Source organism: Acinetobacter sp. ANC_7512 (genome assembly GCF_056779935.1).
In genome coordinates this window covers 361,311-376,246 of the sequence record NZ_JBWYIX010000001.1, presented here as the reverse complement: position 1 = coordinate 376,246, position 14,936 = coordinate 361,311, and the positions used below count along the sequence as shown (strand labels likewise).

Genomic DNA, 14,936 nt, shown 5'->3' with positions numbered 1-14,936 from the left:
AGCCATAAATTTTCTTTTTAATAAAAAACGCGCCAAGTCGGCGCGTTTTGGACTTAATAAGAATTAAGCTACAGAATCTTTTAAACCTTTACCAGCTTTAAAGCTAGGAACTTTGCTTGCTTTAATTTGTAATTCTTCGCCAGTTTTCGGGTTACGACCAGTGCGTGCAGCACGATCTTTAACGCTGAAAGTACCAAATCCTACTAAAGTAACAGAGTCACCCTTTTTCAGCGCTTCGCCAATAGAAGCAATAGTCGCGTCCAATGCCTTACCAGCATCAGTCTTAGACAATCCCCCTTTCTCTGCAATTGCATCAATCAATTCTGATTTATTCATGAAGATTACGTCCTCTTATATCGTTTGTTTAAAATCCAAGGCTTGTATTTTAAAAGGCCATGACGACTTTATAGCAATGCTTTGGGGGGAAACGCAATACTGCTCGACCTGTTTTGATCAAAATAAGCGACAAAAAATACCAAAATTACAGTTTTATCTCTAAATCCATCAATTTTTTTCGAGTTTAGCTCGTAAAGCTTGATTTTCAGCAATGAGCACATCTAATTTCTGGTGAATATCTAAAATCATATTCTCAAGATGTTGTACATCTTTAGTTGAGACGAGCCCAATACGATTAAGCGAAGTACTCACCCCGTGATCTAAAAGTTTTTCCACCTTATCTTTTTTATCCGTAACAGACTCTTTAGTTTTTTCCGCAACTTTGTTTACTGTTTGATCAGTAAATTCAACCGTTTTAGATTCAAGCTCTTCACCAACTTTGACTAAAGAGTCAAACATTTTATTACCTTCTTCCTCTGCGCGAGAAAAAGCACCTAAACCAGCAAGCCAAATTTGTTTAGTATATTTACGAAAATCAAGTGTAGACTTACGTTGATACTTTGTTTTACGTGAGTTTGCAGGTTGTGAGTTGTCCATTAATTCCTGTTCTTTATTGTTATTTACATCTTGATCCACCGTTACACTCCTGTATATTTTAGCCTCTAAACTGACTATTCGTGCATAAAATACATTGATAATATCAAATATCGCTATTGAACCTTGTTCAAAACTGTTCTACAAAGCAACGATAAATGATGTAATCTTAGACTTAATTTAAGTTTGTGTTAATAGAACTTTTTAGATTTATTAAATTTTAATAGGATTTATTTATGAGTGAATCGCAACAACAACAAGGTCATACCCGTTTGTTGCTTAACATTGTTATGTTAGTTTTAGAGACATTCTATTCTTTCGTCTTAAAACATGACCGTGTTGTTCGCCTTCAAGCAAAAAAATTTGTAGAACAACAAATTACAATTAAAATGAATAGCTATATCCCCTATTTTGACTTTTATATCCAATTTACGGATAAAGGCATATTATTTGACCTTCAAGCGCCAGAAAAAGAACCTGACCTCAAGGTAAGTAGTACTTTAGTCGATATCATTCAAATTTTCGGGTTTGCAAACCGCAGAAGTTTGAAAAAAATGCGTATTGAAGGTGATCAAAACCTTAAAGACGAATTCAGAGATTTAGCATTACATCTCTCAACACCGAAATTACTTTCAGATTGGAAAAACTGGTTAACAACAGCTTCTGAAGACCAAAACACAAAGGCTTCGAGAAAACGCATTGCACCATTACTTGAAAAAATTGACTTACAAAGATCTAAAATCAATACACTTCAAGTAGAGGTAAAACAATATAAAAATCGTATTCGTCGCATGCAAACCAACCAAAAACGCACCAATATTGCGTTCGGGATAGTTTCGGTTCTATTCGTGGCTTTAATCGTGTATAATTTATTGAATATTTATTAAAATAATAAAGTTTTATCTGTTTAAATCCTCGCCATATTTAATTCCGATTAATTTAGTTGGTTTTTAGAAAAAATACTTGACTAAATTAGTCGGAATTCATAAAATTTCATCATCTAGCCTTTTACACGTGTATCGAATCATGCGCTTAACCACTCGCGGTCGCTACGCAGTGACTGCATTACTTGATCTAGCTTTGCAGCCGACTGAACAAACCATTACTTTGGCAGAAATTGCTACTCGCCAAACTATTTCTGTGGCTTATTTAGAACAACTATTTGCTAAATTAAAGCGTCATGGCTTGGTTTCGAGTGTACGTGGTGCTAATGGTGGATACCATTTAGCGCGTAATGCTTCTGATATTACGGTCTTAGAAATTATTGAAGCTGTAAACGAAACTGTTGATGCAACACGTTGTGACCACAAAGGTAACTGCCAAAATGGCGCAATGTGTCTAACTCACGATTTATGGCAAGAACTCTCCCTCCACATTGCCGATTACTTAGCTAAAATCTCTCTTGCTGATTTAGTTGCTCGCGATAACGTTCAAACTGTTGCGATCCGCCAGAATACAGCTCCATTAGATTCAGCCCTTTTATCGGTTACAGGTATTTGACATGAAACGTCCAATTTATCTTGATTATGCTGCAACGACTCCAGTCGACCCACAAGTTGCTGAGCGCATGATGGAATGCCTTACATTCGATGGGACTTTTGGTAACCCTGCATCACGTTCGCACGCATATGGTTGGCAAGCTGAAGAAAAAGTTGAATACGCTCGTGAGCAAGTTGCAAATCTTGTAAAAGCAGATCCACGCGAAATCGTTTGGACATCTGGCGCTACAGAATCTGACAACCTTGCACTGAAAGGTGTTGCACAGTTCTACGCTTCAAAAGGCAAACACATCATTACGAGTAAAATTGAACATAAAGCAATTTTAGATACTTGCCGTGAATTAGAACAAGAAGGCTTTGAAATTACCTATCTTGAACCAGAAGCTCAAACAGGTCTAATTACTCCTGAAATGGTTCAAGCTGCTTTACGTCCAGATACAATTCTTGTTTCATTAATGATGGTCAATAATGAAATTGGTACTGTGACTGATGTTGCCGCTATTGGTGAATTAACTCGTGCGAATAAGACATATTTCCACGTAGATGCCGCTCAAGCTGCTGGTAAAGTTGAAATCGATTTATCAACCATGAAAATTGATTTAATGAGTTTCTCTGCTCACAAAATTTATGGCCCTAAAGGTATCGGTGCACTTTACGTACGTCGTAGTCCACGTGTGCGTCTTAAAGCTCAAATGCATGGTGGTGGTCATGAGCGCGGTATGCGTTCTGGTACGCTTGCAACTCACCAAATCGTTGGTATGGGTGAAGCATTTGAACTTGCAGGTAAAAACCTAGTTGCTGAACAAACTCGCTTACGCACTCTACGTGACAAACTTTGGAATGGTCTACAAGATCTTGAACAAGTTTTCTTAAATGGTCATCCGACTCAAAACGTAGCAAACTACTTAAACGTAAGTTTTAACTTCGTTGAGGGTGAATCTTTAATGATGTCACTTAAAGATGCTGCTGTTTCATCTGGTTCAGCTTGTACTTCTGCAACATTAGAACCTTCTTATGTTCTTCGTGCATTAGGCTTATCTGATGAGTTAGCACACAGTTCAATTCGCTTCAGTTTTGGTAAATATACGACTGAAGAAGACATTGATCACGTACTAGAAGTGACAAAAGCTGCTGTAGAAAAATTACGTGACCTTTCTCCACTTTGGGATATGTACAAAGAAGGGATTGATCTGTCGAAAGTTGAATGGACAGAACACTAATTTAAACCAAACACATGCATCTTATTGAGCTTAAATATTGAAATTTAATAAGATGCACCCATATTAAATATTATCAGCCGACCCTGAGGTTTGGAGACGCATCATGGCTTATAGCGAAAAAGTGATTGATCATTACGAAAATCCTCGTAATGTTGGTGTTTTAGATAAAAACGCAGAAAACGTAGGTACAGGTATGGTCGGTGCACCAGCTTGTGGTGACGTTATGCGTCTTCAAATCCAAGTGGATGAGAATGGTGTAATTGAAGAAGCTCGCTTCAAAACTTACGGATGTGGTTCTGCAATTGCTTCAAGTTCACTTGTAACTGAATGGCTAAAAGGTAAAACTTTAGACCAAGCACAGCAAATCAAGAATATTGATATTGCAAATGAACTTGCGCTTCCTCCTGTAAAAGTACACTGCTCTGTACTTGCAGAAGATGCAATTAAAGCTGCTGTAGAAGACTACCGTAGCAAAAAAGCGAAAGCTTAATTTAGCGCTTGATGATTGAATGGAGTTTTCATGATCAATTTAACTGAAAATGCTGCAACTCATATCAGCAATTATTTATTGAATCGCGGTAAGGGTGAAGGTATTCGCGTTGGTGTGAAAACTTCAGGTTGTTCTGGATTGGCTTATGTTCTCGAATTCGTTGATGAAGTTGACGAACATGATCAAGTCTTTGAACAGTTTGGGGTTAAAGTTTTCGTTGATCCGAAGAGCCTTGTTTATCTAGAAGGTATGGAAATGGACTATGTTAAAAATGGTCTAAACGAAGGTTTTGAATTCAACAACCCAAACAAAAAAGGTGAATGTGGTTGTGGTGAATCTTTCACTGTTTAAGATAATCATTCTCTTTTTACCTGATTAAAACAGTGCCCTGCACTGTTTTAATTCTATTCAGCGCCCACTTTTATTTTTCACTATTTTGGAATTTCCAATCCATGAATCATTTTGAGTTGTTTAATCTCCCTGTAGCACTCGATATTGATTTAGCAACTTTGAAAGCTAACTTTCTAAAATTGCAGCAACAATATCATCCAGATAAAGCTGAAAATAAAGACCAAGCCTTGATCAAATCTAGCGAAATCAATCAAGCTTATAAAGTTTTATCTCAAGTTGACAGCCGTGCTGGATATTTACTTACACTCAAAAAACAAGACTATCATTTAGATCAATCCATCAATGATTTCGAATTTTTACAATCTGCATTAGAAATTCGTGAACAGTTAGATGAAGCTCAAAGTTCTGAACAACTTTCATCTTTAAAAACTGAAGTGCAACAATGGATTGATGGTTTAGTTCGCGAATTCAAAATAGACTATGAAGCTGAAGATTGGGCTGAGTCTCGCGATACTGTTCGAAAATTACGTTTCTTCCAAAAAGTGATGAATGATATACATCAAGCTGAAGATCGTATTCTCGATGATGAAGATTTTGACTTAGATGACGAATTCTAATTTTATTTTTTTGTTTTATTTTCAAGGGATTTAACACATGGCACTCTTGCAAATTGCTGAACCTGGACAATCAAGTGCGCCACATGAACATCGCATTGCTATTGGTATTGATTTAGGTACGACCCACTCTCTTGTAGCAACTGTGCTTTCTGGCAAACCTAAAGTTCTAAACGATGAACAAGGTCAAGTGTTACTTCCTTCTATCGTACATTATGCTGAAAACTCTACTGTGCTCGGCAATGACGCAAAACCGTTTATAACTCGTGACCCACAGAATACTATTGTCTCTGTAAAACGTTTTATGGGACGCTCAAAAGCTGATATTAAATTTCAACACCCATATCAATTGGTGGGTGAGGACAATCAGATGCCTGCTTTTGAAACAGCGCAAGGTCGTAAAACACCTGTCGAAATTTCTGCTGAAATTCTAAAAAATCTAAAAGATCGTGCTGAAGCAAGTTTAAAAAATCCCATAAATGGTGCTGTCATTACAGTACCTGCCTATTTTGATGAGGCACAACGTCAAGCAACACGAGACGCTGCACAGCTCGCTGGTTTAAACGTACTGAGATTATTAAACGAACCTACAGCAGCAGCTGTAGCGTATGGTTTAGATCAAGCAACAAATTTAAGTACAGATCAAAATTATGTGATTTACGACTTAGGTGGTGGTACTTTCGACGTCTCCATCCTACGTTTCTCACAGGGTGTATTTGAGGTACTCGCTACAGGTGGACACACTGCACTTGGAGGCGATGATTTAGATCGTCTTATCGTCAAGTGGGCTAAAAAATCACTCAATATCGAGACCTTAGATGATAACGAGTATGCACACTTCCTTGTTGCAGCACGTAAAGCGAAAGAAGCTTTATCGGACCAAGATCAAGTTAATCTTCAGCTTTTAGAAAACGAATTAACTTTGGATCGTTCAACGTTTGAAAGCATCATTAAAGTTGCTCTAGATAAAACGATTTCAGTGTGCAAACGAGTATTACGTGACGCTAAATTGAAATTAGACGATATAAAAAATGTCGTTTTAGTAGGTGGCTCTACTCGCTCTTATGCGGTACAAAAAGCTGTAGCAGAAGTATTTAGTCAAGAACCCCTGTGTACCATTAATCCAGATGAAGTCGTTGCAATCGGTGCTGCAATTACTGCCAACCAATTAATTGGTAATAGTACAGATGGTTCTCTACTACTTGATGTAACACCATTATCACTTGGTATTGAAACCATGGGTGGACTAGTAGAGCGATTAATTTCACGCAATACTGCAATTCCTGTCGCTCGTCGTCAAGAGTTCACCACGTATCAGGATGGTCAAACTGCGATGTTAATCCATGTTGTCCAAGGTGAGCGCGATTTAGTAGAACATTGCCGTAGTCTCGGACGTTTTGTTTTACGCGGCATTCCACCGATGACTGCTGGTCAAGCACGCATTGAAGTGACTTATCAAGTCGATGCTGACGGTCTCTTATCGGTATCTGCTCGTGAAACAACATCTAATGTCTCAGCTCAGATTGATATTAAACCATCGTATGGTTTATCTGATACTGATATGGAGCGCCTACTGGTTGATGGTTTTAAATTTGCAGCAGAAGATAAAGCCCTTCGTCATTTACATGAAACTAAAGTTGAAGCTCAACGAGAACTTGAAGCTCTTTCTCAAGCGCTTAAAGCTGATATTAAACTCTTGACTGAACAGGAAGCTCAGGATTTAATTTCTGCACAAACTCATTTGGCTCAACAACTTGAAACTTCTGATATTGAAGCAATTGAAGCTGCTGTTGCTGCGTTAAAAGTTCATAGTGATGCATTTGCTGCAAAACGAATGAATCAACATATTGATCATGCTCTCAAAGGCACTAAGCTTGACGATTGGTCAAACTCAAACTAAACATAGGTAAAAATTTATGCCACGTATTAAAGTTCTTCCACATGCGCAAATTTGCCCTGAAGGTGCTGAGTTTGAAGTTGAGCAAAATGCCAATCTTTGCGAAAGCCTTCTAAAAAATGGTATTAAAATTGAACATGCTTGTGATATGTCTGCAGCTTGTACGACCTGCCATGTCATTGTTCGTAAAGGTTTTGACGGCCTTGAAGAAATGAATGATGTAGAAGCAGATTTACTCGATCGTGCTTGGGGTCTAGAGCCAGATTCACGTCTTTCTTGCCAAGTAAAAATTGAAAATGATGATTTAGAAGTTGAAATTCCGAAGTACACGATTAACCATGCTTCTGAAAATCATTAATCATTTGTAAAACTATATAAAAAAGGTCACTTAAGTGACCTTTTTATTTATGTAGATATAAAATTCTAATTTAGATATTTTACTTCATCGGACAGTTTTAACTTCACAATACCAGAAGAGTTGGTTAAATCCTGCTGAAGTTTAATACGTTCAATCATTTTTTCTAAAACTTCGATTAATTCAGCATATTCGTAATTTTGTACTTCTTCCATATTCAGGACCAGTTGAAACCCTTTGTACTCATAATCAAACCAATGTTGATGGGTTTGCTTGGTGCTATATTTTTCCATGACCTGCCAACTTTTAATTGAACCATGAATCCCTTTCAGCTCTATAGGTTCCTGAGGTGCACAGAGATAATAGTTTTTAACTAATTTATAAGTTTCATCCGAGATTAAAATTTCATCAATTTCTGCAGCATTTTGAAGTCTTGCAGCTAAATTTGCATCCCGCCCAACAATGGTATATGCCATTCGATGAACTGCGCCATAGTTACCAACGTGACAATAACCTGTACTAATGCCCATACGTATATGCAGTGCTGAGTATCCCATTTTCACCCAGCGTTCACGCAAAAATTTCATTTGTTGACGCATTGCCATCGCCATATCGATGCAATTTTTGGCATCCTGCTCAACCCCTTGCGAATCTGGATCTCCAAAGAAAATGAGAATCGCGTCTCCCATAAACTTGTCAATTGTTCCACCATATTGCTTGGCAATTTCAGTCATATGGCTCAGATAGTCATTCAAAACAAAAGCTAAGTCATCTGGAATAAGAGTCTCTGAAAGCTCAGTAAATCCCTGAATGTCAGAGAAAAAAATCGTAATTTTTTTTCGTTTATATTCAAGTTTCGCTTCAGTTTCACCACGCATGATTGATTGCCACAATTGAATTGGTGCATAGCGGCTTAACTGATTCGATAACTCAATATATCGATTCATTTCTTTAAAATAAGTTTGACGTTGAACATCTAATTTTTTTACACGTCGATTCTGATAATAATTAGCAAAATTCACAAAAAGAATCGCACATATACACGAGACTACGGACAATTCGATTGAAGTTTGCTGGAAATAATCTTCAAAACCAAAAATAAAAATTGTACAAATATAAAAAACAATGATCGCAACTAAAATTGCAATCGAACTCACCATCATCGAAATTTTATTATTAACGGCGGTAAACACCAATCCAAACAGGAAAACAAATGTTGGCAACAAACTTAAATGCACTGCTGCTAAGGCGGTAGCTACAACAACAACATCAATAATAAAGAACGCAAAACGTCTGGTTTTACTACCATAACGATATTGGATACTGTGTGAAATTCGGGGTGCCAATAGAATCAGCAAGAAAATAAATAGAGGGTATAAAATCTGATAATTTTGGTTTTGTGAAGTGAAATAATAGATCACAACAAGAATCGCGATCATCACATACCCCATCATCCTGAGGAGTACTTCAAACTGCTGTGGCTCTTTATCCAGCATTCGTTCAAATGGCAATTGCTATTACCTCAATTCACATTATTTTTATTCTTCCTTGAAATTGACGTATTTACTCCATACGCCAATCGAAAGGCATGTCACCTTGACCACGTAGCGCGAGCATGAGCGTTTGACGCATATGCGCTAAAACATCATTACTGTAAGGAACTGCAGGTGAAGCACCCCAAACAGGCTTAGGCCATGCAGAATCATTCTGATAACGAACTACATGATGAAAATGAAGTTGAGGAACCATATTTCCTAGTGCTGCAACGTTCATTTTATCCGCACGGAAAACTCGAGATAATTGACTAGATAACCAGCTAGATTCTCTTAAAAATTGTTCTTGGTCTGCTTGGCTTAATTCATATAATTCAGTTACACCAGGAACACGCGGTACCAAAATCAACCATGGAAATCGCATGTCATTCATTAAACGACAAGTTGAAAGTGGAAAGTCGCCAACAAAAAAAGTATCTTGAGCAAGTTGTGGATGCAAACTAAACATATATTTATAAATGACGCAAAAATTAAATGGATAGCTAATACTAACACAACAGTTTTAGACTGAGTATTATTAGTCATGTGTTTCGATACAAAAAAATATGTATTTCATTGATTTGAATCTCACTCATTCATTGCAATGCATCGCTAAAAAATCAACCTATAAGGTTGACTGTCAGCCAGTGCATTTTGAGCAATGAACAAGTATTGATTCAAGCCCAACTTAGATCAGTTGAGCCCTCTCATCAATTCATCTAAAAGATCATTAATAAACTGAATTCTTTTGTCATTTTCCTCAAGCATAACCATCACTTTCAGACGTTGACCACCGTCCATTCTAAAAAATGTCGGATGTTTTTGCATCATTTGGATAATACTCATCGCTTGAACAGGAGTATCAGGTGAAAATTCAATTTGGCCACCCTGCTTACTCAAATCAATCTTGGTAATACCTAATTTTTCTGCTTTTATACGCACCTGATGAACAGTAAAAAGATATTTCACTTGTTGAGGTAGCACACCAAAACGATCGATAAGCTCCATACGGATATGATCGAGTTTTTCTTGTGTATCCGTATTACTAATTCGCTTATAGAACAATAAACGCTGATGCACATCACCTAAATATTCATCTGGAATTAATGCAGGCATATGTAAACTAATTTCAGCCGTGAGTGACAAAGGGGCATCAAAGTTAGGAGTCTTACCATTTTGGATAGCTTTAGTCGCTTTCTCAAGCATTTCCATATACAGACTATATCCAATTGCATGCATTGAACCACTTTGTTGCTCACCTAGAAGCTCGCCTGCTCCACGTATTTCTAAATCCTCTGTTGCCAATACAAAACCAGCGCCTAAAGTAGAAGCACGCTGAATGGCATCAAGTCGTTTTTCAGCATCACCTTTTAAGCCTTTAATAGACGGAACCATCAGATACGCATAGGCTTGATGATGAGAGCGCCCCACACGACCACGCAGTTGATGAAGTTGTGCCAAACCTAGCTTGTCTGCTCGCTCGATGATAATTGTATTGGCATTTGGTACATCAATTCCCGTTTCAATAATGGTCGAACACACCAATACATTATATTCTTTATGATAAAACTGCTGCATGACCTGTTCTAACTCACGCTCACGCATTTGACCATGCGCAACTGCAACCCGAGCTTCAGGAACTAACAACCGAATATTTTCAGCCGCTCGTTCAATGGTATCCACTTCATTATGCAAAATATAAACCTGACCACCACGTAATAGTTCACGCAAGATCGCCTCTTTCATCGTGGCATCGGTCTGCTCATTGACAAAGGTCTTAACAGCGAGACGGCGTGCAGGTGGTGTAGCAATAATTGAGAGGTCACGCATACCTGAAAACGCCATATTTAAGGTACGCGGGATTGGCGTAGCGGTTAGCGTCAGCATATCTACATCGGCACGCATCGCTTTAATACGTTCTTTATCTCTCACACCAAAGCGATGTTCTTCATCAACAATCATCAATCCAAGTTGTTTAAACTGGACATTTTCCTGCAAAATTTTATGCGTTCCAATGACGATATCAACTTTACCCTCTGCCAAATCTTCGATCGTTTTTAAGTGTGTTTTATTTGAGCCAAATCGAGATAACACTTCAATACGGATAGGCCAATCAGCAAATCGATCTTTGAAAGATTCATAATGCTGTTGCGCAAGTAAAGTTGTTGGAACTAAAACAGCAACTTGCTTATTGTTCTGTACAGCAACAAAAGCAGCTCTCATCGCTACTTCTGTCTTACCAAATCCAACATCACCACAGACTAAACGATCCATTGGTTTAGCTTGTTGCATGTCGTATAAAGTCGCTTCGATAGCATTCGCTTGATCAAGCGTTTCTTCATAAGCAAAACCACTAACAAACTGCATATAAGTAGTGTGATCTAATTCAAATTGAATACCTGGTTTTGAGTGGCGTCTTGCTTGAATATGAAGAAGTTCGGCTGCAACATCATGTATTTGCTCTAGTGCTTTGCGCTTAGCTTTATTCCAAGCATCAGTACCAAGTTTATGCAGTGGTGCTAAATCAGGATCACCTCCACTGTATCGACTAATCAGATGCAAATTGGTGACAGGAACATAGACTTTGGCATCATCAGCATAATTAAGTTGCAAAAATTCGTGGTCTTGCTCATCAATACATAAAGTCACTAATCCCGCATAGCGACCTACACCGTGATCAATATGAACTACAGGAGCACCTATACTTAATTCAGTTAAACTTTTAACTAAGAACTCTTCAGAAACTTCATGCTGGCGTTTTCTACGGCGTTGTACAACACGATGCTCATAGAGTTGATTTTCTGAAATGACAGATATTTGTCCTTTAATCTCCAAGCCACGTTCAAGTGGTGCATGCGTTACTGCTACTGAATATTGTTGATTAATAAACTCCTGATAATGCTCTACAACAGGAATTTCACCCATACTTGCTCGCAAGGAGTCCTTTAACGATTCACGACGTCCCGCACTTTCAGCAACGAGTAAGACAGGGTGTTGCGCAGCATCAATAAATGATTTTACAGCATGAAATGGCTGTTGATGTTTAGGCTCTACCGCTAAACGAGGTGGCTGTTCAGCAGAGGTATTAATTACACCCGCTTTAGGTTCAAAAACTTCGTCAGATGCGATAATACGAGGAAACTGATTGAGTTGTTCAAAAATTTGATTTTGTTGAAAGAAGATTTGTTCTGGAGCTAATAAAGGTTGATCAACATTATGACGTCGGTCTTCATAACGCTGATAAATATCTTTCCAAAATTGAGTTAATTCACTTTCAATATTTCGATCTGTAATGACAATGGAATGATTTGGTAAGTATGATGTAATGCTACTTTGTTCTAGCATTTCTTTTTTTGAAAAGAACAGCGGAAAGTAATAGTCCAATCCGGGTGAAGATATACCCTCCATTACATCCTGATAAATCGGATTTTTTTTCGGGTTCGCCGTTGGAAACTCTTCAGCATAACGGTCTCGAAATTGAGCTCTACCTTCTTTTAAAGGAAACTCTTTAGCTGGTAAAACCTTAAAATGTTCAAGTTTCGTCGTGGTCCTTTGAGTTTCTGGATCAAAAAATTTTAAAGAATCAATTTCATCATCAAACAAATCTATTCGAATTGGAGCATCTTGCCCTGAAGCAAAAATATCAACTAAACTTCCCCGAACAGCAAATTCTCCATGATCATATACAGTATCGACCAAATGATAACCAGCCTGAATCAGGCGTTGTTTCTGCTTTTCTAAATCAAATTTTTGCCCAACGCTAATATCAAAATGCTCACCTAACACCCAAGACGTCGGCGCAACACGTTGTGCCAAAGTTGTGCTTGAAATGAGTAGTATCCCTTTTGCTGGCATATTAGAGAGCACTGATAATCTTTCTGAGACAATATCTTGATGCGGAGACAACCGATCGTAAGGTAAGATCTCCCAATCTGGAAAGATGGTGGGCTTCACACCATAAAATTCAAGTTCACTCTCAAGTTGAGCTAAATGTTGATTATTTCTAGCTACCAGAACAAAGAGTCGATCAGAGTTTTGACTTATTTCTTTTAAAAGCAAAGCGATGGCAGAGCCTTTAAGCGCCCCTAACCATCTTTTTTCGCCAGATTTTATTTGTGATAGATTAAGTTGAGAAATTTCTTTTTGGAACATGAAGATCGCTTTAAAAGTCTGGTAGGACATTGCACTATTTTATCATGTTCAAAATCGAGAATGAGTTATTTTTAGATATCACAAACATTCAGTCGCAAACATTAGCGCTCACGTTTGAATTCACGATAATAATCATTGAGCAATATCACGAATTTTTTTAACTGTTCTAGATTCTGTTGATTATTACCTAATCTCGTAGTAAAACGACCTGTATTCAACTCGAGATCTATTTTCTCTTTAATCAACATTCCCCGATAAAATAAATTTTCCAAATCATCAAAACGAGTAACCTTTCGGTTCGAAAAATATGTCAATCTTTCATTTAGTTCATTCAAAACAACGTCATCGATAATATATCCTAATTCAGGATCATGACGAATTTGATGGGTCTGTAAATAAACTTGCTCAGCCGATGGTTTTTTTTGAAACAAATCAGAAATTTTTTTAAACATAGTTCGGTAAGAAAAGCTAAAAACTCAAAATAATGTTTTATCTTAGCATTTGGTCACGAATACACCTATATTCATGACCAAAAAGCACTCAAACTAAAATTAACCGTAATTTTTTCTTAAATATTCTACAATCTTCTTCGATTCGAACAATTTTACGCCTGTATTAGGATCAACTAAATACGGGACTTGTATATCCTTCCCCTTGCGATTCATTACCTTTACAACCTGCTCGCGTTTACCGCCAGCCAAAGGAATATATTTCCCAGGCTTCAATCGTAAAATCGCTGGTCCTTGATCCTGCCAACGTTCTTTAGCAACATTATGAAACTTAAATGGTAATTCAAGTTCTGTGAGTTCAGCGCGCACGATTCTGGTGTATGGACTCGCTTCAAACCCCCACAGCTCAATTAAATGCTTGGGTTGTGGTCTCTGCTTAATCGCTTTATTTATAAAAATCCCACGAGCACCATTAATCAGTGTTCCAGCTAGAGCAACTACAGGCAATTTGGGGTAATGTGAGAATTGCTTCGGTGTTTGACCTGTCTCACCATAATGCTTAAAAAGATAGTGAATAATATCCTGAGACTCGTAAAGTTTAGCCCCAGTATTTTCATCAATCAAAAAAGGAAATTGAGTCTTACCCCCAAGTGTTTTTACTTGATCTCGATAGACCCTTCCACCTTTTGGACAAGGATACACTTCGTAATCAAGATTAAGTAAAGTCAACACTTCTCTTACACGACGACAGAAAGGTGATCCTTCAAATTCGTAAAGCTTTAATGCTTTTTCTGGCTGTTTAGGAAAAGGTGTACCTGAAGTCCCACGTCCACCTTCTGCAACTGCTGAAGCTAGCGCTTGAGCCACTTTTAATTGATGAATCACCATACTGATTACCTCGTTTTTGTTTTATTTAAATTTGTTTTATTTAAATTAGTCGACTAATTTTTTCTTGGAAACAATCATTCCATTATTGTCTGCATAGATATAATCACCTGGTTGGATTGTGATATTTCCAATTTGAATCGTGATATTGGTTTCGCCCACCCCTTTACGATTACTTTTTTGAGGTATAGCTGCAAGTGCGTGCACGCCTAGATTTAAACTCGCAATGGCATCAACATCTCTAACACAACCATTAATAATGACACCACTCCATCCATATTTAACGGCAGACTCAGCAATCATATCTCCCATCAATGCACAACGCATGGAAGAACCACCATCTACAACTAAAACTTTGCCTTGCCCATCTGTAGCGAGTAACTCTTTTACTCGTGAATTGTCCTCAAAACATTTAACAGTGACGGCTTCACCCCCAAAGCTTTTTACACCGCCGTAACTTTTGAAGAATTTTCCATCAATAGATGGATACAATACTTGAATATCTAAATCAGGATGGTCATCCAGTAAATCACACGTCACAAATGTTGGCGTTGTCACTTTT

16 protein-coding genes are annotated in these 14,936 nt (G+C 37.7%); 8 read left to right on the top strand and 8 right to left on the bottom strand.

Going from position 1 to position 14,936, the window contains the following annotated elements:
- Nucleotides 1-63: 63 nt before the first annotated feature.
- Nucleotides 64-336, bottom strand: a complete 273-nt coding sequence (locus tag AC1M9H_RS01855; protein ID WP_035263613.1) for an HU family DNA-binding protein — start codon at nucleotides 334-336, stop codon at nucleotides 64-66.
- A gap of 168 nt (nucleotides 337-504) precedes the next feature.
- Complete coding sequence (locus AC1M9H_RS01850; protein WP_481612699.1) at nucleotides 505-933, bottom strand: phasin family protein; 429 nt, start codon at nucleotides 931-933, stop codon at nucleotides 505-507.
- Nucleotides 934-1,166: 233 nt separating this feature from the next.
- Between AC1M9H_RS01850 and AC1M9H_RS01845 the strand changes: the two genes are divergently transcribed.
- The 8 genes from AC1M9H_RS01845 (at nucleotide 1,167) to fdx (ending at nucleotide 7,359) form a co-directional block, all read left to right on the top strand.
- Nucleotides 1,167-1,817, top strand: coding sequence for a hypothetical protein (locus AC1M9H_RS01845; RefSeq protein ID WP_481612605.1), 651 nt, complete (start codon nucleotides 1,167-1,169; stop codon nucleotides 1,815-1,817).
- Nucleotides 1,818-1,956: 139 nt separating this feature from the next.
- Entirely contained in the window at nucleotides 1,957-2,430 is a 474-nt protein-coding gene (locus AC1M9H_RS01840) for an Rrf2 family transcriptional regulator (protein ID WP_035263618.1), read from the top strand.
- Between the two features lies 1 nt (nucleotide 2,431).
- A complete protein-coding gene (locus AC1M9H_RS01835) occupies nucleotides 2,432-3,649 on the top strand; it encodes an IscS subfamily cysteine desulfurase (RefSeq protein WP_035263620.1) in 1,218 nt (405 codons plus the stop codon).
- A 103-nt stretch (nucleotides 3,650-3,752) separates the two neighbouring features.
- Nucleotides 3,753-4,139, top strand: coding sequence for a Fe-S cluster assembly scaffold IscU (gene iscU, locus AC1M9H_RS01830; RefSeq protein ID WP_035263622.1), 387 nt, complete (start codon nucleotides 3,753-3,755; stop codon nucleotides 4,137-4,139).
- 30 nt (nucleotides 4,140-4,169) lie between these two features.
- A complete protein-coding gene (iscA, locus tag AC1M9H_RS01825; RefSeq protein ID WP_035263624.1) occupies nucleotides 4,170-4,490 on the top strand; it encodes an iron-sulfur cluster assembly protein IscA in 321 nt (106 codons plus the stop codon).
- A gap of 101 nt (nucleotides 4,491-4,591) precedes the next feature.
- Nucleotides 4,592-5,107 (top strand): Fe-S protein assembly co-chaperone HscB, encoded by a 516-nt coding sequence (hscB, locus tag AC1M9H_RS01820; RefSeq protein ID WP_092766335.1) that lies wholly within the window; start codon nucleotides 4,592-4,594, stop codon nucleotides 5,105-5,107.
- Nucleotides 5,108-5,144: 37 nt separating this feature from the next.
- Complete coding sequence (gene hscA, locus AC1M9H_RS01815; RefSeq protein WP_481587493.1) at nucleotides 5,145-7,004, top strand: Fe-S protein assembly chaperone HscA; 1,860 nt, start codon at nucleotides 5,145-5,147, stop codon at nucleotides 7,002-7,004.
- A gap of 16 nt (nucleotides 7,005-7,020) precedes the next feature.
- Nucleotides 7,021-7,359 (top strand): ISC system 2Fe-2S type ferredoxin, encoded by a 339-nt coding sequence (gene fdx / locus AC1M9H_RS01810; RefSeq protein ID WP_035263630.1) that lies wholly within the window; start codon nucleotides 7,021-7,023, stop codon nucleotides 7,357-7,359.
- Between the two features lie 65 nt (nucleotides 7,360-7,424).
- Here the strand turns inward: fdx and AC1M9H_RS01805 are convergent, their stop codons facing one another.
- From AC1M9H_RS01805 to rraA, 6 genes are all read right to left on the bottom strand, one after another.
- Nucleotides 7,425-8,867 (bottom strand): adenylate/guanylate cyclase domain-containing protein, encoded by a 1,443-nt coding sequence (locus tag AC1M9H_RS01805; RefSeq protein WP_481612604.1) that lies wholly within the window; start codon nucleotides 8,865-8,867, stop codon nucleotides 7,425-7,427.
- Between the two features lie 52 nt (nucleotides 8,868-8,919).
- Nucleotides 8,920-9,357: an HIT domain-containing protein gene (locus tag AC1M9H_RS01800; protein ID WP_481612603.1), complete on the bottom strand. Its 438-nt coding sequence runs from the start codon at nucleotides 9,355-9,357 to the stop codon at nucleotides 8,920-8,922.
- A gap of 224 nt (nucleotides 9,358-9,581) precedes the next feature.
- Complete coding sequence (gene mfd / locus AC1M9H_RS01795) at nucleotides 9,582-13,040, bottom strand: transcription-repair coupling factor (protein ID WP_481609590.1); 3,459 nt, start codon at nucleotides 13,038-13,040, stop codon at nucleotides 9,582-9,584.
- 101 nt (nucleotides 13,041-13,141) lie between these two features.
- The gene (locus tag AC1M9H_RS01790) at nucleotides 13,142-13,492 is read right to left on the bottom strand and encodes a hypothetical protein (protein WP_481612602.1); all 351 of its coding nucleotides are present in this window, start codon (nucleotides 13,490-13,492) and stop codon (nucleotides 13,142-13,144) included.
- A 99-nt stretch (nucleotides 13,493-13,591) separates the two neighbouring features.
- Nucleotides 13,592-14,377, bottom strand: a complete 786-nt coding sequence (locus AC1M9H_RS01785; RefSeq protein WP_481612601.1) for a glutathione S-transferase N-terminal domain-containing protein — start codon at nucleotides 14,375-14,377, stop codon at nucleotides 13,592-13,594.
- A gap of 45 nt (nucleotides 14,378-14,422) precedes the next feature.
- Nucleotides 14,423-14,932, bottom strand: coding sequence for a ribonuclease E activity regulator RraA (gene rraA, locus AC1M9H_RS01780; protein ID WP_481612600.1), 510 nt, complete (start codon nucleotides 14,930-14,932; stop codon nucleotides 14,423-14,425).
- Nucleotides 14,933-14,936: the final 4 nt, after the last annotated feature.